We start from the raw sequence: 20113 nt of genomic DNA, 5'->3' as shown, positions 1-20113 counted from the left end.
CATCCCGCACGAACGATCCTATGGAGAAGAGAATGGCACATACGCGCATTCGCAAGTTCAACACCAAGGAAACCTATCCCGAGCAGAAGCTCGACAACGACCTCTGCCAGGCGGTTGTCGCTCGCGGCACGATGATCTTTCTGCGTGGCCAGTGCCCGCAGGACCTCGACACCGCCAAGAATATCGACAGCCATGATCCGGTCGAGCAGACGCACAGGGTGATGGAGAACATTCGCCAGCTGGTGCAGGAATCCGGCGGCCAGATGGAGCATGTCACCAAACTGGTCGTCTATCTGACAGACGTTCGCCACCGCGAGGCCGTCTACCGGACCATGGGCGAGTACATCAAAGGCGTCTTCCCGGTCTGCACCGGGCTCGTCGTCGTGGCGCTGGCACGGCCGGAATGGCTTGTGGAGATCGACGCGACGGCCGTCATTCCAGACTGATAGTCTTTCAGCGTGCGTCGGCAGGCATTCACCGGCCGACGCACGCTGAGGCGTTATCCCACCGTCCCGACACAGGAGTTCCCATGACCTTCTCAATCGTCGCTCGCTGTGAGCTGACCGGCCAGTTCGGTGTGGCGATTTCGTCTTCGTCGCCTGCGGTCGCCGCTCGCTGCGCCTGGGCTCGAGCCGGCATCGGCGCCGTTGCAACGCAGAACGTGACCAATCCGGCACTCGGCCCTAGAATGCTGGGCGCTCTCGAAAAAGGCGCGAGCGCAGCAGAAGCCGTAGCCACCGCACGGCAGGGCGATGATTTTCCAAACTATCGCCAATTGCTGGCGGTGGATGTGCACGGCGGGACGGCTATCCATTCCGGCAGCAACGCTCTCGGAACCTGGACCTCCGCCGTCGGCCATCAATGTGTTGCCGCCGGCAACCTTCTGGCCAATGACGGCGTGCCGAAGGTGATGATCGATTCATTCGAGGCCACTTCGGGTACTTTGGGTGACCGCCTCATCGCCGCGCTCAGAGCGGCCGTCGATGCGGGCGGCGAAGCCGGCCCGGTTCGGTCGGCGGGCCTGCTGATCGTCGACAAGCAAACCTGGCCCTACGCCGAACTTCGGATCGACTGGCTGGACGATGGCTGCCCGATCGCAGCGGTGGCGCGGGCGTGGGACGTCTACAGACCGCAGGCGGAGGATTACGTGACGCGGGCACTCAACCCGCTGGCCGCTCCATCATACGGCGTACCGGGCGACGAATGACGCCTATTCTGTCAGGTATTTCCTTCTGGGCGAGGCATATGAACCTCCAGTCTATTCCTTCGCCTTGAACCAGCTCGAACCACCGACCCGTCGGCTCTCAGGATCGAGCTCGAAGCCTAGATAGTTGGTAAAGTCTCTGGCCATTCCTGTGCCCCATGGAGGACGCGAAGAATACGAACCGCTGTTTCAGTAATGGCATACGCCGCGTACCGTTGATTACCAGTTCGCGGGTGCCGGCAATTCTGCCAATCCGACCGCTTGCGGGAAAATCAGTCAAACGACGAGCGGCAGCAACGATCCGTTCATCGACCAGAATGGCGGCTGTAGGATTTTCTGCTTCTATGTATGTGAAGATGGCGTCGCGATCCGATAACGCGACGCAGACCAGGTAAGCTTCACGATTTGCGTGCATCCGCTCTAAGGCGGGCTGCCGCACGACGTTCTGCGAAATGCGTCTCGACTTCATCATCCGAGACGTCAGGTCGAGTATCGTTCAGCGCTTCAAGTACCTTGGTGCGAAACCAGGCGTCATGGGCCTCGCTGCCTGAAAGAAGTTCGAGTGGCAGCGCACCCTCGTTGGCTGTCCGGGTGAGCAAGATACGAACCGCGTCCGATACCGTAAGCCCCATGTTTTCAAGCACTGCGGAGGCACGATCCCGAACTTCGGCATCAATACGAGTTTGCACGAGTGCATTTGCAGCCATAGCTATCTCCATTGTCAATTACATTGTAATGCAAATGAATGACGAATGCCATAGCGCTTTTTGGGCCGCCTCCGCCCGATCTCGTTTATTTAGTTAGCTCTTGAACAGATTAGAACCATCGACCCGTGGTTATGCGAGCGGCAATAGAGTCATTCGGAACACCTGCCCTCCCCGGCTGATACCAGGCAGCGCGGCGCCTGGTATATTGTAGGTTTGCGGTTCATACGGAATACCCGATACTTCAACGGCGAGATAGCGGACGTGCATGCGTCTTGAGCTTTGCCAAGACCGCAGCGGACTAGAAGAGACGAGCCCAATCACCGGCCACAGCAACATCGCCGCCGGCGCGCCGGCGCAGGTCGTAGGCTTCGCGGACCGCGTCTTCCTTGATCCGTCCGGCATCTAGCCCGACCAGCTTCCCGCCACGCTTCATCACCCTTCCGTCGACGAAGACCGTATCGACATTGGCGGCACGCGCCGTGCGCCCAATCATGCCTTCGGGACGACCGTAAGGCAGCATGTTCAGGTCGTCGGAGCGAACGAGCACGATATCGGCGCGCTTGCCGACCGTGAGCGACCCCGTCTTGTCCTCGATCCCCAGCGCTTTCGCACCGTTGATCGTTCCCATCTTGATGACGTCGGAGAAATTGATCGGCCGGGATTTTTCCGTGTCGGTGCCCTTGAACGGAATGCCCATGTACCAGGCTGTCGACATGGATTCGAACATGTCGATCGGTGCCAGGGCGTTGGCGTCGAAGGAAAGCGAGACGTTCACACCGCTGTTGAACATGTGAACGAGCTGCTGCGCCTGATAGCCGGAATTTCCCAGCCGCAGTTCCGAATGGACGGAATAGCTCAGCGGGGCTCCGGTTTCCGCCATGGCGGCCCGGTCCTCCGGCTTGGCATGGACAAAGTGAACGACGATCGTCTTGGGTCCCAGGTAACCCCAGGTCTTCAAGGGCACGATGCTGTAGCTGTAGCCTCCCTGCCCGGCATGCATGGCAACCGGCAGGTTGCGCTCGAAGGCCCAGTCCATTTCCGTGCGGAAGAGCTTTTCGGATAGCACCGCCGGGCCACGCGAGTTCAGGCCGAAGGTCACCATGTCGCCGAATTGCGAATCCGTTCCGAACCATTGCTTCTGCACCCGTCCGGCCAGGTCGAGATCGATGAGTTTGTCCTTTTCGAGCGCATCGTGGTGCCCGAAGGTGAACAATGCGCGCATGCCGGAATCCCTATGTGCGCGCATTTCCGCTTCCACTGTGTCCGGGGACATGACGTGATGGCAGTAGTTGTGCAGGGTCGTGACACCGGCATTCAGGCTCTCGGCCATGGCAAGCATGTCGCTGGCATAGAAGGCCGCCGGCGTCATCTGCGGCACGAAAGCCCGCTTGACGGCGAAATATTCCAAGCCCGGCGCCAGCATGTTCCGCATGATGCTGGTCCAGATATGAAAATGGGTATCGATCATGCCCGGCATCACGATCATGCGCGAAGCATCGATGACCTCCGCGCCGGGCGCCTGAAGACCGGCGCCGATGGCGACGATCTCGCCGTTGCGGACATGAATGTCAGCGCCCTCGATATTGCCTAGCTTGTCATCGACGGTGATCAGCGAGCCGCCCTTGATGAGATATTCCTTCCGATCCGGCAGGGCTTGAGGAGCCGGTTGCTGGGCGCGCGCGGAATCCGCTTCCATGATCGCGGGCGCGGCAAGCCCAAAGACTCCGGTGCAGGCGATGCCGCTTGCCCCCAGGAGCAGCGACCGGCGGCCGAAACGCGGCTCAATCGGCTCTCCGCAGCAATCGCAAGGCGTGTCGTTGTCATGATTTCCGTTCATTTTCGTTCCCTCTTTTATCAGTGCTGGACAAAGATCTGTTGCATGCGCGCCACCGCCTCGCGCGTCGCCCGCTGGTCCGGGTCCGCCGCAAGCGGCAGGGCGACGAAACGCATCAGGCAGGCCATGAGGACGAGCCTCGCCTTGTTGGATGTGACCAACCGCAGTGGATTCTGGATGGTGACGGTCAGCCCCGACAGATGGGCACTGCGCGAACGAGGACGTGAAGCGTCGGTCATTTTTGAAATTTGCCCCTGAATGGTCATTGCGCCAAGCCACGCAAGAATCGCGCCAGCCGTGCATGGCGACGCAAAAGATCAGGCGCCCTGATTGCGGGAGGCGCCACATCGCGGGCACGCCTGCGGATCTCGTGGAGAAACGCGATCTTGGCCTCATTTGAGGATGGCGCGTCGGAGATCACCATATCGACATGTTGGCGCATGGCCGAGTGGACCTGCATCATGTCGAGCAATTCCGTCCCCGAACCAGAGACCAAGGACAAGCCAGCAATCTACTCGTCGGTCCGGACGAAAACACATTACGCGCTCCCGGCACGCACCGGCCTTGCTAGACCCACGCGGTCGCGCAGCGTCGTGCCCTCGTATTCCGTGCGGTAGAGCCCACGCTGCTGCAGGATCGGCACGACCATATCGACGAAATCCGTCAACCCGCCCAGGAAGTGGGACGGCATGATGTTGAAGCCATCCGCCGCACCCGTCGTGAACCACGTCTCCAGCGTATCCGCCACATAGTCCGGCGTGCCGCAGAGAACCCAGTGGCCGCGTGCCGCAGCGACCAGATTGTAGAGATCCCGCAGGCGCATGTTTTCCCGCCTTGCCTTGTCCAGCATGACCCGCGCAAAGGCATGATAATTGTCTGACGGGCCGATATCCGGGATCGGTCCATCGAGGTCGAATTGGCTCATGTCCACGCCGAAGCGGTCGCTCAGAATGGAAAGCCCGTTGGTCTCGCTGATGTACTCCTGCAGTTCCGCGAGCTTGTCGTGGGCCTCGCGTTCGGTGCGCCCGATGATTGGCATCACACCCGGCAAGACGATCATGGAGTCCGCGGTTCGGCCATATTTGGCAAGCCGCCCTTTGACGGAGGCGTAGAAGGAGCGCGCCTCATCGAGATCCTGGGTGACGGAGAAGACGACATCGGCGGACTTGGCCGCGAGTTCCTGTCCCGGACCGGAGCCGCCGGCCTGCAGGATGATCGGCTGCCCCTGGGGCGAGCGGCTGATGTTGATCGGTCCCTTGACCTTGAAATGGGTGCCGTCGTGATCGAGCGCGCGGACTTTTGCGGCGTCGATATAGACCCCGCTCTGCCGGTCGGCGAGGATCGCATCATCGGCCCAACAGTCCCACAGCCCGCGAACCACGGCCAGGAATTCCTCGGCGATCTCGTAACGTTTGGAATGGTCCGGATGGATCGTTCCGAAGTTGGCCGCCGCCGCCGGATTGGCCGTGGTGACCGCATTCCAGGCGGCGCGGCCACCGCTGATATGGTCGAGTGAAGCAAATGCGCGGGCCACCGTGAACGGATCGCTGTAGGTCGTCGACATCGTGGCACCGAGACCGATATGGCGCGTCGCGCCGGCAATCGCCGCCAGCAGCGTCAGCGGCTCGAGCCGTGCCGTGTACGAGGGGTGGGCCCCCGGATCCGCATTGAGGTTGTCGCCCATGAAGATCAGGTCGAACAGCCCGCGCTCTGCCTCCATGGCAATGCGCCGTACCATCTCGATATCCTGAAAGCTGTCTATCGCCCCCGGTACCCGCCATCCGGCTACGTGGCTGCCGGTCCCAAGGAGAAAGAGTCCGAAGTGAATGCTGCGCGTCATAAGATTGGTCATCTCCAGAAAATGTAACGCTGCTCGATGAAGCTGATCACACCAAAGAAGCAGAGGCTGATCGCCGACGCGACGATGATGGCCGCCCAGACCTGCACGAAATCGATCTGCAGCACGGCCTGGTAGATTACCCAGCCAAGACCACCATAAGCGCCCAGCATTTCCGTGACGATGGCGACGATGACGCTGCGGACGGTGGAGACCCGCATACCGGCGATAATCAGCGGCAACGCTGTCGGGAGCCTGAGCCGCCAGAGCACCGCCATGCGGCCTGCCCCGAACGAGCGGACCAGATCGACCGACTTCCGATCGACGCGATCGAGCCCTGCGATGGTGCTCAGGAAGATTGTGAAGCTGACCGCGACGGCGACCATGACGATCTTGGACGTCATGCCGATGCCGAACCAGAGCAGGACAAGCGGCGAATAGGCGACGACCGGCACGGAATTGACGGCGGTCGCAACCGACATCACGGTGCTGCGGCTGCGGGGGACCATGCTGACGGCGATGGCTGCGGCAATGCCGATGATGCAACCCAGAAGATAACCGGCGAGAGCTTCGGCTGCGGTGAAGCGCGCGGCGGCAACGAGCTTGCCCGCATCGGCGAACATGCCGGCAATAATGCTGCTTACGGAAGGCAGGACATAGGCCGGCAGGTTGAACCCGCGGACGCTCAGTTCCCAGATTGCGGCAAGGAGGAATGCACCGGCAAAACCCCGGCTGATGCGGCGCGCGTTACTGCTTGCGGTGACGGGGCTCATTGTTCCGCTCCCCAGAAGACGATCCGCCGTTCCGCCTCGGAGACTGCAGCGTAAAGGCCGATCCCCAGGCAGGCGGAGGCGACGATGGTGACCCATATTCCGACGACGTTTTCGTTGTACATGGCCTGCAGCAGCAGTACACCGAGGCCGGTCGTATCGCCGAACCATTCGCCGACGATGGCTCCGATCAGCGATAGCGAGGAGGCAAGCTTGAGGGCAACGAAGATCTGCGGCAGCGCGGCCGGAAGGTAGAGACGGCGCAATATCTGGCCTTCTTTTGCCCCGAAGCTGCGCAGCAGCGCGACCTGGCGCGGGTCGACCGTCGCGAAGCCGAGAATGGCATTCACCGTGACCGGCAGGAAGCTGATGTAGAAGGAAATGACGGCCTTGGCGAGCAGCGTATTGCCGAACCAAAGGACGACGACCGCACCGAAGGCGATCACCGGTATGGTCTGGGACACCACGAAGAGGGGGAAAAACAGCTCGCGGAGGATAGTCCAGCGATGAAAGAGCACGCCCATGGCGACGCCGAACAGGCTGCCGGCGAGGAAGCCTATGAGGGTTTCCAGCAGGGTACGCCACATGCTCAGCAGATAAGCCTGCGGCGTGGCCAGAAACGCGGCCGCAATCGCGCTCGGCCGTGGCAGGTAATAGGGTCTGATTCCCAACGCCACGACGATCAGCTCCACCATCAGCAGAAATGCGGCGATCCGGATCAGGGACTTCAGGATCGAGACAAATCTGCCCGCCTTTACGGCGGACAGGGATGCGCCGGACAGGCCGGAGAGGCTCATAGGCGCTTTTCCGCGACCGGGATCTTCGACAGGAAGCTGTCGTTGAACGCGGCGTCGAGATCGACGGGCTTGGAGATCACCTTGTATTCGGCGAGCAGGCTGTTGGCAGAGCCGACGGCTGTTTTGTCAATGGCGAAGAGGCCATCCGTGCCGCCCTTGCCGGCGACCATCAGCTTCTTGATCTCGGACAGCATGACTTCCTGCTGCGCGCGGTCGAGAGTCGGCGCCACCTTCATGACGATGTCGATCGCTTCTTTTTCGTTGGTCAGGGCGTATTTCCATCCCTTGATGCTGGCGCGCAGGAATTTCTCGACCAGTTCCGGCTTTTCCTTGGCGGTCTGTTCCGACACGATCAATGTGTCTCGCGGGAAAGAAACGCCGCTATCTTCGGGCACGAAGATCCGCAGGTTATCCATGCCGGCGCGCTGTGCGACGATCTGCAGCTCGTTGTAGCGGGTTGCGGTCGCGACATCGACCTGCTTGTCGATGAACGGCGTCATCGAGACCTGCTGCGGCTGTATATCGACTTCGCCGGCCTTGATGCCCGCTTTTGCCAACATGGCCGAGAGCACGTGGTTTGCGCCGGTGAACCATGCCGTCACCTTCTTGCCTTTGAAATCCTGGACGGTTTTGACCGGGCCGTCCTTGTAGGTCACGAAGACGAACGGCGTCACCTGATGGGCAACACCGATGCAGACGATCGGCAGGCCCTTGTCGCGTGCGCTAAAGACGCTGTCGGTGCCGCCCGAAAGGCCGAACGTGTCGGCCCCGGTCGCCACCAGGTTTTCCGTCAACAGATTGGGGCCACCGGGGTTGATGGTAAGGTTGATGCCCTCATCCTTGTAATACCCCTTCTCCAGCGCGACGTAGAAACCGGCGAACTGAGCCTGGGTCAACCATTTGAGACGCAGGCTGGCGTTGACTGCCTGCTGGGCAGCGGCCGGGGTTGCGCAGTAGCCCAAGCCCTGAATGCCGATGAACGTTGCGGCAAGCGCCGCCAGAAGCTGTCGTTTTTTAAGCATGGTCCCTCTCTGTCGATTTCTGGTTGGTTATGGTAGCGTTAGTCGTTCTCCTCCCGACTATCGGCGGTAATCCGATCCCTCCCGTTCGAGCTGGCGAAGGAAGGCGGGCCATTCCCGTTCCCCCGCAATCAGGATGTCACCCTTGTTCTCCCAGAACTGACGTGCCGCTTTTTCGCAGACCTCGTGCGGCGGGGTCAGAAGCTCGGCGCCGGAAGCCTGCAGATCGAGCTGAATGCGCGCGGCGCGCTCGAAATAATAAAGCAGCATGAAGGCTTCGCCCGGCGTGCGACCGAGCGTCATGATGCCATGGTTGCGCATCAGCATCACCCGGTTGTCGCCCATGTCGGCGATGAGGCGGGTCTGTTCGTCCATGTCGATCGCCACACCTTCGTAGTCATGGAAGGCCTGGCGTCGGTAGAAGCGCATCGCGAACTGCGACAGTGGCAGAAGTCCGTCCTTCTGGCAGGAGATCGCCGTGCTGGCATCGGAATGGGTGTGGAGAACGCAGGCTGCATCATGCACGGCCTTGTGGATGGCGCCATGAATGACGAAAGCGGCTTTGTTGATCGTATAGGGCGTGTCGTCGAGCTTGTTGCCGTCGATATCGATGCGCACAAGGCTGGAGGCAGTTATCTCGCCAAACAGGAAACCGTAGGGGTTGAGCAGGAACTGATCGTCATGCCCCGGTACGCGCATTGAAATGTGGTTGTAGATCAGGTCATCCAGGCCCAGCCGTGCGACCATGCGGTAGCAAGCGGCGAGATCGACGCGCGCCTTCCACTCGGCTTCGGGAATGTGGGCGGGACGTTCGGAATATTCACTGGCCACCGTGTTTCCTCTCATATTCTAATGTCCCGAAGTCATGAACGACTTCATGCTTTCCTCCTCGATGGCGTCGAGAAGTGTCTTCTTCAACCCGATGAATTCGGGCGACGTGACAATGTCGGCCTTGCGGGGGCGCGGCAGGTCGATCTTTTGTTCAAGCTTCACCTTGCCCGGCCGGGCGGTCATGACAAGCACGCGGTCGCCGAGGAAGATCGCCTCGTCGACGTCGTGGGTGATGAAGAGCACGGTGCGCCGGTGTTTCTGCCAAACGTCGAGCAGCCAGCGCTGCATCATCGTCCGCGTCAGGGCGTCCAGCGCGCCGAACGGTTCATCGAGCAGCATGAGATCCCGCTTGAAGAGAAAAGTGCGCATCAGAGCCACGCGCTGGCGCATGCCGCCCGAAAGCTGGTTGGGATATTGCTTTTCAAACCCGGCAAGCCCGAATTCCGGCAGCATCTTTAGCGCCTCCGCCCGGGCCTGCGCCCTCGGCATGCCTTCGATCTCCAGCGCCAGGATTGCGTTGTCGATGACGTTTCGCCATGGCAGCAACAGGTCCCTTTGCGGCATGAAGGAAATCCGTCCGAGCAGTTCCGAGGCCGTGGAACTCTTGCCGCGGAAACGCAGGATATTGCCCGGATCCGGCTCTTCCAGGCCGGCGAGGATGTTGAAAAGAGTACTCTTGCCGCAGCCGGAAGGGCCGACCACCGTCACCAGCTCACCCGGAAGGATGGTTGCCTCCAGGTTCTCCAGCGCCATGACAGGGCCAAAACTCTTGGACACCTTGCGGAGTTCGATGAGCGGCTTGTCACCCGATGCGGTCCAGGCTGGCTCCACAGCGGGTGCTGCAAGGGCTTTGGTCTTTACCGGCCTCAACAGGCCCGCGAGACCGCGCGCTCCCGGATTCAGCCCCCATGCGTAGTCCTCACTCCAAGCGATCGACATGTCGGTCATCGAGTAGGCATCTCCTTGCATGCAATTATCACCATTAAGGATGCAAGCAAGCACCGTGCCAAATACATTTTCTTTCTGCCTCGAAGAAAAATGCCTTCAATCGTGGGGTTTTTCCGGCGATATCGGGCGTGCCAGATGTTATCATGAGATAAATCGAAGCCAAAATATCCAATAATCAGAAATATGAATACAGAACACGCATATTTTGGACGCAGAATGACCGCTATTGCGGCAATTTGCGGGGAGGCATTCCGGCACGGCGTTCCGCTTACTGGAAGCGACCAGGCATAAGGATAGTGGCATGGCGATTGCATCGACACCCCACCAACATGCCGCGGCAAGCCGGCGCGGCATGAATTATTATCGGGCAGCTCAAAACATCGGGAGAACCACATCATGCAGGACGAACCAAGACGTGTGGCCTATGTGGCGCACTGTCTCATGAACCAGAATGCCAAGGTCAGCGAATTCGCCAAATGCGCCGGCGTGTTTTCTCCACTGGTCGAGCGTTTGGTCAAGAACGGCTTCGAGCTCCAACAATTGCCGTGTCCGGAGATGAGCCATATGGGAGCCGTCCGGTGGTGGGCATCCCGCGAGCAGTACGACACACCCGGTTACCGGCACCACTGCCGCAACCTGGCAAAGAGTGTCGTGGATCTCGTGATGCTGCATCAGGATGCCGGCTACGACGTCGTCATCATCGGCCTGGACGGCAGTCCGTCAAGCGGCGTCCGTCTGACCAGCACCAAGGCATCCTGGGGTGGCCGACCGGAGGGCGCCGTCCACGGGGGGAGCGATCGCCGACCCGGCATGGGCATCTGGATGGAAGAGCTGAAATTCGAGTTCGAGGAACGCGGTCTTGCATTTCCCCGCGCGACGGGCGTCGCGATGGATGCGCAGGATTTCGATCTCCAAAAGGCGATGGTCGAACTCGACCAGTTTCTGACCGAAGGCAAGGAGAACGCCGCGTGATCCGGGAAGACCTGAGAAGCCGCCGTATTGCGGTCATCGCCGATTTCGTCGTCAATCCCGGCTCTGCACTCTATGGCAAACGACAGGCACCACCGACCGATTTCATGGATGCGCTGGTGGAGCGCGGCTGGGGCATCATGAAGATGCCACCGCATGTGGCAAGACTGGAAAGCTGCGAAAGGCTGATCGAGGTTTCCGTGGGTGACCTCATCGACTACCGCAAGAACGGTTATAACGTGGTGATCGCTGCCGTGGAAGATTTGCCGCAACAGGGCCTCTGGCTGGATGCGATGGCGGCCTGCTTCAGGAAGGTCGGCAAGGACATGCCGCCGATCGTCACCATCCGATCGAATGCCACGGCGGCCGATGCCGACGCGCTCGACGGAGCCTTGGCGCCAGCCGCCTGAACCACGCGGCAACATAAAAAGATTCGGCGGGATCGCTCCCGCCGAAACCGAAAGCCTTCAGTTTTCGGCGAATGCCTGTTTCATCATCTTGAGAAAGCCGTCGGTCGACGCCTGTTCGATGACGCGGGCATTGACCTTGAACTCCGGCCAGCGGGTGCCGAGCTTCGGCGGGTGAATTGCGGAAAAACCACGGGTAATTTCGCCGGCGGTCTCGATGCGCACCACCGCCTCGCGCGAAGATTCGATCAGGTCCGGATTGAGCGCGCAGGCGCAGGTCAGCGAGTCCGGGTGGGTGCTGACCGGCCGGCCGTAACGCGTTTCCGCCGTTTCGCGCGGAACGGCGGAAACCTTCCGGTAGAACTCCGAAAGCGGGGTCTTCATCGCGAAAATCTCGTTCAATTGGTCAGCTTCGAAAAGGCCCGAGCGCATGGTCAGCGTCCAGGTGGAGAGCGTGATGTCGAAACCCGCCTCGAAGACGATGCGCGCGGCTTCCGGATCGATGAAGAAATTGTATTCGGCGCAGGGCGTGATGTTGCCGACCGCATTGTCGGTGCCGCCCATGATCCAGAGGTGGCGCACCGCCTTGGCAATCCGCGGCTCCTTCATGACCGCCATCGCGATATTGGTGAGCGGCGCCTGGGCCAGGATATCGATCTCGCCCGGCTCAGCCATCACCCGTTCGATGATGGCATCAACCGCATGCATGGTTTCCGGCCGCTGACGGGCGATCGGCAGGTCAACGCCGCTCATTCCATCGTTGCCGTGCATGGTGGATGCTTCCCAGGGCTTCACCATGGGGCGGCGGGCACCGAGATAGACCGGCACCTTTCCGGAGAAACCGGCCGCCTCGATGGTCGCCAGAGCGTTTTCAACCTGCTGGTCGAAGGGCACGTTACCGACGCAGATAGTCACCGCCTCCAGCGTCGAGCCGGGCGTGCGCATGGCGAGCAGGAGCGAATAGGTGTCGTCTCCCGCCGTATCGGTGTCTATGATCAGCCGCATATCAGTAGAACTCGAAGCCCATGGTGCGGGCATGATAGTGGAAACCACCGTCCTGAACGATCAGGAATTCGGCCCGGGTATCACCGTCATTGTGGTGGCTATGCTTGGCAGCCGGAGGTGTCACCAGCGTCGCCCATGGAGACCACGCGCATTTGGCATCCGCCACCATCGAATAGGCCGGATCACCGTTGACCACCAGCGTGATCGCAGCGGAGTTATGCTTGTGCGGCGGCTGGAAACTCCGCGGCTTCAGCGTGTTCAGCGACAGGGTCATCGTCGTCGCGATATTGCGGCTTGCTTGCGTCTTTTCGGCCGAAAAGATCAGCGCATGGCCGGATGTGCTGGCATTGGCGTTGGTCCCATAAACCACGTCGAGCTGATGGCTGATCTCGCCTGCCGGGTAGTGCACGAAGCTGACGGCCGCATTGTCGCCGATGATCGGCGCCGACGCGTCGAACATCAGCTGCGGATCATTGCCCACCAGCCAGAAGATGCTGTCCTCGCTCGCAGTGATGGCAGAAGGCACGCCGCCGGGAAGAAGGAAGACATCTGCCTTGCCCAGAACAGCATTTTCGTCACCTACGACGAGAGTGGCCTTACCCTTAATGGCGTACCAGATCGACGCGGTATTGGTGAGCGTCGTATCCAGGCCTTCGCCGGACTTGATCACCGCATAGCGGGCCAGCATCAACGGGGTTGTCGCCGGAAAGGGGCACTGCATTTCCGCGGACAGATCGCAGTTGATGAAACCGGTCTTTTCAAGCGCGAAAGCGCTGGTCGGTTCGTCGGTGAAGATTCTGCCCGGCACCGGCGGAAGCTTGATGTTGAAGGCATTGCCGGAGTTGAAATAGCGGCTGCGCGCCTCGGCAGCATTGGCTGGATTGCGAGGCAGCTGGACCGGCATTTCGGCCATGTCGTTGACGGTGCTCATGATGCGTCTCCATATTTCTGTGAAAGACCTGTCTGTTCCAAGAGCAGGTCGAGAAGAACAGCCGCGCCGGCCGCAACGTGTTCCGGTTCGGCCCACTCGTCGGGATGATGGCTGAGGCCAGCGCGACAGGGGATAAAGATCATCGCACTCGGAGCAAGCGGCGCCATCTGTCGAGCATCATGCCCTGCCGCCGAAAGCAAATCGAGCGCAGAATAGCCATGGCGGCCGGCGGAATGGCGTATCGCTGACTGAAGCCCCTCGTCGAACGTGTTCGAGGGGGCATCGACCAGGCGTTTGATATGGAAGCTGCAGGGATGCGCCTCTTCGGTAACGATCGCCTCCAGGCGCAGGCCGAGCCGGTCGAGCACAGCATTGTCCGGATGCCGGAGATCGATGCGGAAGACTGCGCTGGAGGGCACGACCGATGGCGCGTTGGGTTGGATTTCCAGCCGGCCGATAGTGAATTTCACCACGTCGTCAATCGCCATGTCTTGCTGCATGCGCAACGCCATGCGCACAAACGCCTGCAACGCGTCCTGGCGGCGCTCCATCGGCTCGGTGCCGGCATGCGCTTCGCGTCCGGATATGATGATCTCGTAGGTCTTCTTGCCCTGAATGCCGGAGACCACGCCGATTACCGCACCGGCGCGTTCGAGCACGTCCGACTGCTCGATATGCGGTTCGATATAGGCGTGGACGGGAAAACCGAGCGGCCGATGCTCTATATCCGGAAAGGCGGCATGCACAGCGGCCAGCGCCTCGGCGACGGAGATGCCGGCGGCGTCCTTGACCACCATGATCTCATCCATCGTTCGCTTGCCCGCGAAAAGCTCGGACCCCATCATTCCGGGCGCAAACCGGCTCCCCTCTTCGTTCATCCAGGCGACAACCGTGATCGGCCGGTCCGGTATCATGCCCGCCTCAGCTATAGCCGTTACGGCTTCGAGCGCCGCCAGCGTGCCGAATACCCCATCAAAAAGACCGCCCGTCGGCTGGCTGTCGACATGACTGCCAGTGACGACGGGCGACAGGTGGGGAAACTTAGCCTCGAGTGTCAGAAAAAGGTTTCCGGCCGGGTCCGTGGAGGGTTTCAAGCCTGCCTCGGCGCCCCATGCGATGATGCGCCGCCAGCTAAGAATTTCCTCGGCCGAGAGAGCCTGGCGGTTGACACCCTTCTCGGGCAGGGCGCCATCCCTGCCGAGTTCCATGAGCCGCGACCACAGCCGCTCCGGGGATATGGAGGCCACGCCGGTCATTGCGCTATTCCGTCCGCATCACCTGTCCCGGATCGGCGCGTGGATCGCGCACGTTCCAGGCACCCGCTTCCACCTGGGCGATAAAATCGGATACCAGCGAATTGAACAGAGCGGGCTCCTCGAGATTGAGCGTATGGCCGGTCTTCGGCAGGATCGCGAGGCCGCTGGCGGAAAGCGTCTTCTTGAGGAAAATGCTCGGCTGGAGGCAATGATCGTCCTCGTCGCCCGACATGATCAGGGTCGGAACCATCATCTTCTTCAGTTCGTCTTCCAGGTCCCAGAAAGATGGCCGGCGGCACTGTACGCCGCGCATGGTGTTGGCGGCGCCCACGGCAGAGTGCCGCGACAACCGCTCCGCGAAAGCTGCCCAGCCGCGCGGGTCCTTGTTTTGGAACTGCACGCGACTTGCGCCGAGCGAATAGATCTTCGAGAAACCGACCGGATCCTTTTCGAAATTATCGGCCACCTTCAGCGACGTATTGCGGAAATAATCGGCCGTGGCGCGCTCCGTGCCGTAACCGGCGCCGGCGACCGTCAGCGATAGCGCCCGCTCCGGAAAACGAAGGCCGAAATGCAGCGTCGCGAAACCGCCCATCGATAGGCCAACGATATGGGCCTTCTCGATACCGAGACCGTCAAGCACGGCGAGAGCGTCTTCAGCGGCGAGCACCTGTGAATATTGTTCGACATCCGCCGGGATATCGGACGGCGCATACCCGCGGGCCGCATAGGTGATGCATCGGTTGCGCCGGGAAAAAAAGCTCATCTGCGGCTCCCAGGCGTCATAATTGCCTCCGAACTCGTGGATGAACAGGATCGGCGTTCCGGTCTCGCCTGCCGTTTCGTAGTAGAGCTTGATGCCATCCTTGCTGGTCACGAACATGAATCGGCTTCTCCCCTGTAATATGCTTGGCTCTTGGGACCGACCCCTAGAAGAGGGCCGGCACGTCGTTCAGTGTCCGCGCCGTCGCGATATAAGCGGGTAAGCCTTCGCAGAAGCGCTCGGCCCACGCGCTCGGCACCGAGGTCGAGACCTTGATGAACCGGTCGCCGAAACGCGCCGTGTGGTAGCGGCCCTGGCGGATCATCACGCCCTCGCGGCGGGCAGCCTCAACGATCGCTTCCGGCGAGACGCCGGTTGCCGCAGTCTCCAGCACGAGGAAATTGCCATGCGACGGCTGAACCGGCACGGTGATGCCGGCGGCTTCGGCGGCCGCGACGATCATCGCCTTGTTCGCACGGTCAATGGAGCGCACGTCCTTCATCCATTCGGCCTTGACCGAAAGTCCGACTATCGCAGCGCGCTGCGCGACGACAGATGCACCGAGCACGGAGGTCGAAGTGGATGAAAACTCGTCGACCAGTGCGGGGGATGCGACAAGCGCGCCGATGCGCATGCCTGCCAGCCCCAGCCACTTGGAGAAGCTCAGCGAAACGACGGTACCTTCCGGCGCGACCTGCAGGACAGGCGTGTGGCCGTCGGCGAAATCGCGGTAGGTGCAGTCGTGGATCATCAAGGCGCCGACCGAACGGGCGATCTCGGCAAAGGCCTCGATTTCCTCGCGGTCGTAGCGGATGCCGAGCGGATTGTTGGGATCGACGATATAGATGAGCGCGCAACGGTCATCGACGGCGGCCCGCAGAGCATCCGGGGTCAGTTTGTATTTGGTCGCCGGATCGTAGATCGGGATCTGGATGACCTCGGCACCGGCCTGTTCGGCAAACATGCACGGCCACTTCCAGGTCGGGTCCGTCGTCACCAGCGTCGTGCCGGGCTTGGCGCGCGCCTTGCAGATCATCGCAAGAGCGTTGACGCCGCCTTCCGTCACCAGCGCTTCTGCGGACAGGACGCCGAGATCGGCGACTATTCCTGCTCGCAGCGCCTCGAAGCCCATCGGCGGCGCGTAGGCGTTGAATTCGCCGGCCTCGACGGAACGGATCATTGCTTCGCGCACGGCGGGATGCGCGGGGATGTGGTTGGTGTTCTGTCCCATCCACGCCAGATCCGGCGTCGAGAACAGGTCGTCGAAATAGCGGTTCCGAATACGCGCGTCGCTCATGATCGTCAGATCACCGAACCGCGTGCGGCGATGCCGCCGTCGATGGTGACGACCGTGCCGGTGATGTAGCCGGCCTTGGGTGAGGCGAGGAAGGCGCAGAGATCGGCGACTTCTTCGGCCGTGGCCGGACGCTTGCCCGGATATTTGTCGTAGAGTTCTTTCCAACGGCTCTCATCACCGAGCATGTCGATCGCCTTGCGCTTCATGATCTTGAACATGCGCGCGGTATCGACCGGCCCGGGATTGACGCCGATGACGCGGATGCCCTGATCGAGGCTGCGGCCGCCGAGCGCCTTGGTGAAGCTCATCAGAGCGGCGTTACCGGTCGAGCCAGCAAAATAGGCGGCATCCCAATTTTCACCGGAATTGCCGATGACGTTAATGATCACACCGTCGCGGCCCTTGCGGCGCTTCCAGAACTCGCGGGAAAGGGTAATGTAGCCGAAGACCTTGAGATCGAAACCGCGGCGGATGGCTTCGTCGGTGACGTCCTCGATCGAACCGGCGGGGATATCACCCGCGTTGTTCATCAGGATATCATAGTCGCCACAGGCCTTGTCGAGCGCGACCATGGCTTCGGTCGTACCCAGGTCCGCCTCGTGCACGGTGACGTTGACCGGGTACTGGGCGAGCTCCTTCTTAAGGGCCTGCATGGCCGCGCCGTTGCGGGCGGCCAGGTGGAGGTGGCATCCTTCAGCGGCCAGAACCTTGGCGATCGCGTAGCCGATGCCCTGGGATGCTCCGGTGATGAGGGCCGTTTTGCCAGCAAGATTCAGTTCCACCTACGTCTCCTGTGATGAATACATATTCCTCTTTTTTGCATACGCCATTTCTGCGCTCTGTCCATGGATTTTTTGCCAAAGTTTGAAATTTTCCACCTTTGAAAAAGAATTAATGGCACATTATTCCAATATGCCGCCAATATAAGCAAAATGTAGAGGCAGTCAGCCGAATAAATAGGCGAATTTGGCCGCTCGATAAAAAAATAATATTCGTATACATTTACCTCTTGCACGAATACATGTTCCGTCCCTTAATGTCCGGATGGCAGGACCAACAGGTCTCTGGAATTTTCAAGAGCAAAAGGCCTCAAAGCCGGCATGGCAGACGTTCAGCTTAAAAAGGTGGGCAAGACCTACGAGAGTGCTTCGGCAACCACGATCGATGGACTTGACCTGCATATTTGCAGCGGCGAATTCGTGGTGCTTGTCGGCCCCTCGGGCTGCGGCAAGTCCACGACGCTGCGCATGATCGCCGGCCTGGAAGAGGTCAGCAGCGGCGAGATCTGGATCGGCGATCGCCGCGTGGACGAGCTCGATCCGCGCGAGCGCGACATCGCCATGGTTTTCCAGAACTACGCGCTCTATCCACATATGACAGTCGCCCAGAACATGAGCTTTGGCCTGCGTCTGGCAAAGGTGGACAAGACCGAAATTCGCCGCAAGGTCGAAGAAGCCGCCAAGATGCTGGAGATTTCCGCGCTGCTCAACCGGCGACCGAAGCAGCTTTCCGGCGGCCAGCGGCAGCGTGTCGCGATGGGGCGCGCCATGGTTCGCGATCCGGCAGTTTTCCTGTTCGACGAACCGCTTTCCAACCTGGATGCGAAACTGCGCGGACAGATGCGCACGGAAATCCGTCGGCTGCACAAGCGCCTAAAGGCGACCACCGTCTACGTAACCCACGACCAGGTCGAGGCAATGACGCTCGCCGATCGCGTCGTGGTGCTGAACAACGGCAAGATCGAGCAGCAGGGCACGCCTCAGGAACTCTACGAACGTCCCGCCACCCGCTTTGTGGCCGGCTTCATCGGAAGCCCCTCGATGAATTTCCTGCCGGCACAGGTTGCGCTGGAAGGCGGGGAGCCCGTGCTCAAACTCAACGATACAACACTGCCGTCACCAGTTGGCCGGAGAGATGCTCTTCTGCCGTATGTCGGGAAGACCGTCGAAGTGGGGTTGAGGCCGGAACACTTTCTGGCCGGCGAAGGTGAGCCTGACTTTTCGGTTCCCGTGGACATGGCCGAGTTGCTCGGACCGACGACGCTGGTTCACTTCACCCTTGCCGGCGTGCCCTGCGCAGCCATGCTTGCGCCGCAGCACGCGCTCCCCGAAGGAGGTCAGCAGCCGCTCCGCATCGCGCATGACCGCATGTCGCTTTTCGACCCCGATACCGGCGGCGCCATCTGAAAAATGCCGCCGGATAAAACACCAGAAGGAGAACGGCTGATGAAGATCTATCCTATCGTTTTTGCCGGTCTGCTCGGCGCCACGGCGCTGAGTGCGACCGGCGCCCAGGCGCAGACTGCGGCTTCCTGCACCGGCGAAGCCGTAACCCTGCGCATCCTGCGCACGCCTGGCAACTACCCCTATCCCAAGCCGATGGAGGCCTGGCAAAAGGATAATCCCTGCGTCAAGTTCGAAGTCAACGAAGTCCCGTTCCCGCAGCTCGCGGACACGATTTCGGTTCAGGCAGCCAGCTCAAATCCGCCCGATATCATCGTCTATGACGGGCCGAACACCCAGTCCTACGCGGCTGCCGGCATCCTGTTGCCGATCACCAAATACCTGCCGAAGGGGTGGGATGACGACATCCTGCCGGCCACCAAGTCCGAGCACAGCTATAACGGCGAAGTCTATTCGCCGGGCATCGAGCAGACCACTGTTGCCATGTACTACAACAAGAAGCTGGTCGAAGCTGCCGGCATAAAGCCGCCGCAGACGCTTGCCGATGCATGGACATGGCCTCAGGCGCTGGAAGCCTTCAAGAAGTGCCAGCAGGGTCCGGCCGGCGCCGCCACGGTCTGGGGCCTTGGCCCGACCCGCTTCGGCAACGGCCAGCCTGGTCTCGTCTATCAGGACCTGACTTACCAACGTTCCGCCGGCGACCCCAAGGCAGCCCCGACCAGCAGCGCCTACAAGACCTTCTGGGCGTTCGCACCGGACGGCAAAACAGCCGAAGGTTATCTCAATACGCCTGAAGCGGTTGAAGCGCTGAAATTCTACCAGTCGATGTTCAACGCTGAAGGCGTTGCGCCGAAGGTCGGCATTCCAAACGCCTTCTTCGATGCCAAGGCCTGCTTCTACATCGATACTCCGGCCGCCGGCAACGCGCTGATCAAGGATCCGAAGATCGAATGGGGCATCACGCCGCTGCCGTATTTCAAGACGCCAGTCGTGCATACGGGCTCGACCACATTCGGCGCGACAGCCCGATCCAAGCATCCGGAGATCGCCGCAAAGTTCGTGGTAGACATGTCAGTGGGCGAATATGCCTATATGAACGTCAGCCAGCGCGGCAATCTGCCGACCCTCAAGAGCCTGTTCAACCGCTTCGACGTCTACAACAAGTATCCGATGAAGGTGTTCGTCGATCAGCTTCAGTCCTGGGGCCAGCCGCGCCCGCCGGGCCCGAAATTCGCCCAGTATGACAAGATCGTCAGCGAGGCTCTTCGTGGCGTTGCCTTCGGCGGCGATCCGGCTGCGCTGATGGCCGATGCCGAAAAGAAGGTTCAGCGTATCCTCGACCGATAATGACAATG

Annotated in this window: 22 protein-coding genes and 1 pseudogene; 6 read left to right on the top strand and 17 right to left on the bottom strand. The window is 60.8% G+C overall.

Annotated elements, in window-relative coordinates:
* Window positions 1-32: 32 nt before the first annotated feature.
* The gene (locus tag RG540_RS26210) at window positions 33-446 is read left to right on the top strand and encodes a RidA family protein (protein WP_041364868.1); all 414 of its coding nucleotides are present in this window, start codon (window positions 33-35) and stop codon (window positions 444-446) included.
* 83 nt (window positions 447-529) lie between these two features.
* On the top strand, window positions 530-1207 hold the full coding sequence (locus RG540_RS26205; protein WP_041364866.1) for a DUF1028 domain-containing protein: 678 nt from the start codon (window positions 530-532) through the stop codon (window positions 1205-1207).
* Between the two features lie 116 nt (window positions 1208-1323).
* On the opposite strand, the pseudogene RG540_RS31845 reads toward RG540_RS26205, so the two are convergent.
* The 11 genes and pseudogenes from RG540_RS31845 to RG540_RS26155 form a co-directional block, all read right to left on the bottom strand.
* Window positions 1324-1606, bottom strand: a pseudogene (locus RG540_RS31845) (type II toxin-antitoxin system RelE/ParE family toxin).
* Window positions 1603-1911, bottom strand: a complete 309-nt coding sequence (locus tag RG540_RS26200; protein ID WP_041364864.1) for a type II toxin-antitoxin system RelB/DinJ family antitoxin — start codon at window positions 1909-1911, stop codon at window positions 1603-1605. Before RG540_RS26200 ends, RG540_RS31845 begins: the two are co-directional and overlap by 4 nt.
* A 298-nt stretch (window positions 1912-2209) precedes the next feature.
* Window positions 2210-3748, bottom strand: coding sequence for an amidohydrolase family protein (locus RG540_RS26195; RefSeq protein WP_051909811.1), 1539 nt, complete (start codon window positions 3746-3748; stop codon window positions 2210-2212).
* Between the two features lie 17 nt (window positions 3749-3765).
* Window positions 3766-3984 (bottom strand): hypothetical protein, encoded by a 219-nt coding sequence (locus RG540_RS32550; RefSeq protein ID WP_041364862.1) that lies wholly within the window; start codon window positions 3982-3984, stop codon window positions 3766-3768.
* A gap of 23 nt (window positions 3985-4007) precedes the next feature.
* The gene (locus RG540_RS32545; RefSeq protein WP_157884688.1) at window positions 4008-4217 is read right to left on the bottom strand and encodes a hypothetical protein; all 210 of its coding nucleotides are present in this window, start codon (window positions 4215-4217) and stop codon (window positions 4008-4010) included.
* Window positions 4218-4283: 66 nt separating this feature from the next.
* A complete protein-coding gene (locus RG540_RS26180) occupies window positions 4284-5585 on the bottom strand; it encodes an LLM class flavin-dependent oxidoreductase (RefSeq protein ID WP_041364857.1) in 1302 nt (433 codons plus the stop codon).
* An 8-nt stretch (window positions 5586-5593) separates the two neighbouring features.
* Entirely contained in the window at window positions 5594-6355 is a 762-nt protein-coding gene (locus tag RG540_RS26175) for an ABC transporter permease (RefSeq protein WP_041364855.1), read from the bottom strand.
* A complete protein-coding gene (locus tag RG540_RS26170) occupies window positions 6352-7149 on the bottom strand; it encodes an ABC transporter permease (RefSeq protein ID WP_041364854.1) in 798 nt (265 codons plus the stop codon). The genes RG540_RS26175 and RG540_RS26170 overlap by 4 nt, the downstream gene beginning before the upstream one ends.
* On the bottom strand, window positions 7146-8171 hold the full coding sequence (locus tag RG540_RS26165; protein ID WP_041364852.1) for an ABC transporter substrate-binding protein: 1026 nt from the start codon (window positions 8169-8171) through the stop codon (window positions 7146-7148). The genes RG540_RS26170 and RG540_RS26165 overlap by 4 nt, the downstream gene beginning before the upstream one ends.
* Window positions 8172-8228: 57 nt before the next feature.
* A complete protein-coding gene (locus RG540_RS26160; protein ID WP_244446769.1) occupies window positions 8229-8999 on the bottom strand; it encodes a class II aldolase/adducin family protein in 771 nt (256 codons plus the stop codon).
* Between the two features lie 18 nt (window positions 9000-9017).
* Window positions 9018-9947 carry an ABC transporter ATP-binding protein gene (locus tag RG540_RS26155; protein WP_080725080.1) on the bottom strand — a complete coding sequence of 310 codons (930 nt, stop codon included), beginning with the start codon at window positions 9945-9947 and terminating at the stop codon, window positions 9018-9020.
* A gap of 396 nt (window positions 9948-10343) precedes the next feature.
* On the opposite strand from RG540_RS26155, the gene RG540_RS31270 reads away from it, so the two are divergent.
* Window positions 10344-10919, top strand: a complete 576-nt coding sequence (locus RG540_RS31270) for a hypothetical protein (protein ID WP_051909808.1) — start codon at window positions 10344-10346, stop codon at window positions 10917-10919.
* Window positions 10916-11326: a hypothetical protein gene (locus tag RG540_RS26145; protein ID WP_041364850.1), complete on the top strand. Its 411-nt coding sequence runs from the start codon at window positions 10916-10918 to the stop codon at window positions 11324-11326. The genes RG540_RS31270 and RG540_RS26145 overlap by 4 nt, the downstream gene beginning before the upstream one ends.
* A 57-nt stretch (window positions 11327-11383) precedes the next feature.
* On the opposite strand, the gene RG540_RS26140 is transcribed toward RG540_RS26145, so the two are convergent.
* Genes RG540_RS26140 through RG540_RS26115 form a run of 6 tightly spaced genes read right to left on the bottom strand, consistent with a single transcriptional unit; the run spans window position 11384 to window position 17357 of the window.
* Entirely contained in the window at window positions 11384-12328 is a 945-nt protein-coding gene (locus tag RG540_RS26140) for a nucleoside hydrolase (RefSeq protein WP_041364849.1), read from the bottom strand.
* A gap of 1 nt (window position 12329) precedes the next feature.
* The gene (locus RG540_RS26135; protein WP_041364847.1) at window positions 12330-13259 is read right to left on the bottom strand and encodes a cupin domain-containing protein; all 930 of its coding nucleotides are present in this window, start codon (window positions 13257-13259) and stop codon (window positions 12330-12332) included.
* Window positions 13256-14515 (bottom strand): hydantoinase/carbamoylase family amidase, encoded by a 1260-nt coding sequence (locus RG540_RS26130; protein ID WP_041364845.1) that lies wholly within the window; start codon window positions 14513-14515, stop codon window positions 13256-13258. Before RG540_RS26130 ends, RG540_RS26135 begins: the two co-directional genes overlap by 4 nt.
* A gap of 4 nt (window positions 14516-14519) precedes the next feature.
* The gene (locus RG540_RS26125; RefSeq protein WP_041364843.1) at window positions 14520-15398 is read right to left on the bottom strand and encodes an alpha/beta fold hydrolase; all 879 of its coding nucleotides are present in this window, start codon (window positions 15396-15398) and stop codon (window positions 14520-14522) included.
* A gap of 46 nt (window positions 15399-15444) precedes the next feature.
* Window positions 15445-16575, bottom strand: a complete 1131-nt coding sequence (locus RG540_RS26120; protein WP_041364841.1) for a pyridoxal phosphate-dependent aminotransferase — start codon at window positions 16573-16575, stop codon at window positions 15445-15447.
* A gap of 5 nt (window positions 16576-16580) precedes the next feature.
* On the bottom strand, window positions 16581-17357 hold the full coding sequence (locus RG540_RS26115) for an SDR family oxidoreductase (RefSeq protein WP_041364839.1): 777 nt from the start codon (window positions 17355-17357) through the stop codon (window positions 16581-16583).
* A gap of 318 nt (window positions 17358-17675) precedes the next feature.
* Here RG540_RS26115 and RG540_RS26110 point away from each other — a divergent pair, with 318 nt between their 5' ends.
* Window positions 17676-18761 carry an ABC transporter ATP-binding protein gene (locus tag RG540_RS26110; protein WP_041364838.1) on the top strand — a complete coding sequence of 362 codons (1086 nt, stop codon included), beginning with the start codon at window positions 17676-17678 and terminating at the stop codon, window positions 18759-18761.
* Between the two features lie 39 nt (window positions 18762-18800).
* The gene (locus RG540_RS26105) at window positions 18801-20105 is read left to right on the top strand and encodes an extracellular solute-binding protein (RefSeq protein WP_041364837.1); all 1305 of its coding nucleotides are present in this window, start codon (window positions 18801-18803) and stop codon (window positions 20103-20105) included.
* Window positions 20106-20113: the final 8 nt, after the last annotated feature.

The sequence above is a fragment of the Neorhizobium galegae bv. orientalis str. HAMBI 540 genome (assembly GCF_000731315.1).
Lineage (GTDB): Bacteria > Pseudomonadota > Alphaproteobacteria > Rhizobiales > Rhizobiaceae > Neorhizobium > Neorhizobium galegae.
This window is presented reverse-complemented; position numbering and strand designations above follow the sequence as displayed.

Excerpts from the sequence above, each read along its gene's own strand:
- RG540_RS26165 (WP_041364852.1), bottom strand. The coding sequence starts at position 8,171 with ATGCTTAAAAAACGACAGCTTCTGGCGGCGCTTGCCGCAACGTTCATC.
- RG540_RS26205 (WP_041364866.1), top strand. The coding sequence starts at position 530 with ATGACCTTCTCAATCGTCGCTCGCTGTGAGCTGACCGGCCAGTTCGGT.
- RG540_RS26110 (WP_041364838.1), top strand. The coding sequence starts at position 17,676 with ATGGCAGACGTTCAGCTTAAAAAGGTGGGCAAGACCTACGAGAGTGCT.
- RG540_RS26155 (WP_080725080.1), bottom strand. The coding sequence starts at position 9,947 with ATGACCGACATGTCGATCGCTTGGAGTGAGGACTACGCATGGGGGCTG.
- RG540_RS26200 (WP_041364864.1), bottom strand. The coding sequence starts at position 1,911 with ATGGCTGCAAATGCACTCGTGCAAACTCGTATTGATGCCGAAGTTCGG.
- RG540_RS26175 (WP_041364855.1), bottom strand. The coding sequence starts at position 6,355 with ATGAGCCCCGTCACCGCAAGCAGTAACGCGCGCCGCATCAGCCGGGGT.
- RG540_RS26135 (WP_041364847.1), bottom strand. The coding sequence starts at position 13,259 with ATGAGCACCGTCAACGACATGGCCGAAATGCCGGTCCAGCTGCCTCGC.
- RG540_RS31270 (WP_051909808.1), top strand. The coding sequence starts at position 10,344 with ATGCAGGACGAACCAAGACGTGTGGCCTATGTGGCGCACTGTCTCATG.
- RG540_RS26120 (WP_041364841.1), bottom strand. The coding sequence starts at position 16,575 with ATGAGCGACGCGCGTATTCGGAACCGCTATTTCGACGACCTGTTCTCG.
- RG540_RS26195 (WP_051909811.1), bottom strand. The coding sequence starts at position 3,748 with ATGAACGGAAATCATGACAACGACACGCCTTGCGATTGCTGCGGAGAG.
- RG540_RS26210 (WP_041364868.1), top strand. The coding sequence starts at position 33 with ATGGCACATACGCGCATTCGCAAGTTCAACACCAAGGAAACCTATCCC.
- RG540_RS26170 (WP_041364854.1), bottom strand. The coding sequence starts at position 7,149 with ATGAGCCTCTCCGGCCTGTCCGGCGCATCCCTGTCCGCCGTAAAGGCG.
- RG540_RS32550 (WP_041364862.1), bottom strand. The coding sequence starts at position 3,984 with ATGACCGACGCTTCACGTCCTCGTTCGCGCAGTGCCCATCTGTCGGGG.
- RG540_RS26140 (WP_041364849.1), bottom strand. The coding sequence starts at position 12,328 with ATGCGGCTGATCATAGACACCGATACGGCGGGAGACGACACCTATTCG.
- RG540_RS26130 (WP_041364845.1), bottom strand. The coding sequence starts at position 14,515 with ATGACCGGCGTGGCCTCCATATCCCCGGAGCGGCTGTGGTCGCGGCTC.
- RG540_RS26180 (WP_041364857.1), bottom strand. The coding sequence starts at position 5,585 with ATGACGCGCAGCATTCACTTCGGACTCTTTCTCCTTGGGACCGGCAGC.
- RG540_RS26105 (WP_041364837.1), top strand. The coding sequence starts at position 18,801 with ATGAAGATCTATCCTATCGTTTTTGCCGGTCTGCTCGGCGCCACGGCG.
- RG540_RS26125 (WP_041364843.1), bottom strand. The coding sequence starts at position 15,398 with ATGTTCGTGACCAGCAAGGATGGCATCAAGCTCTACTACGAAACGGCA.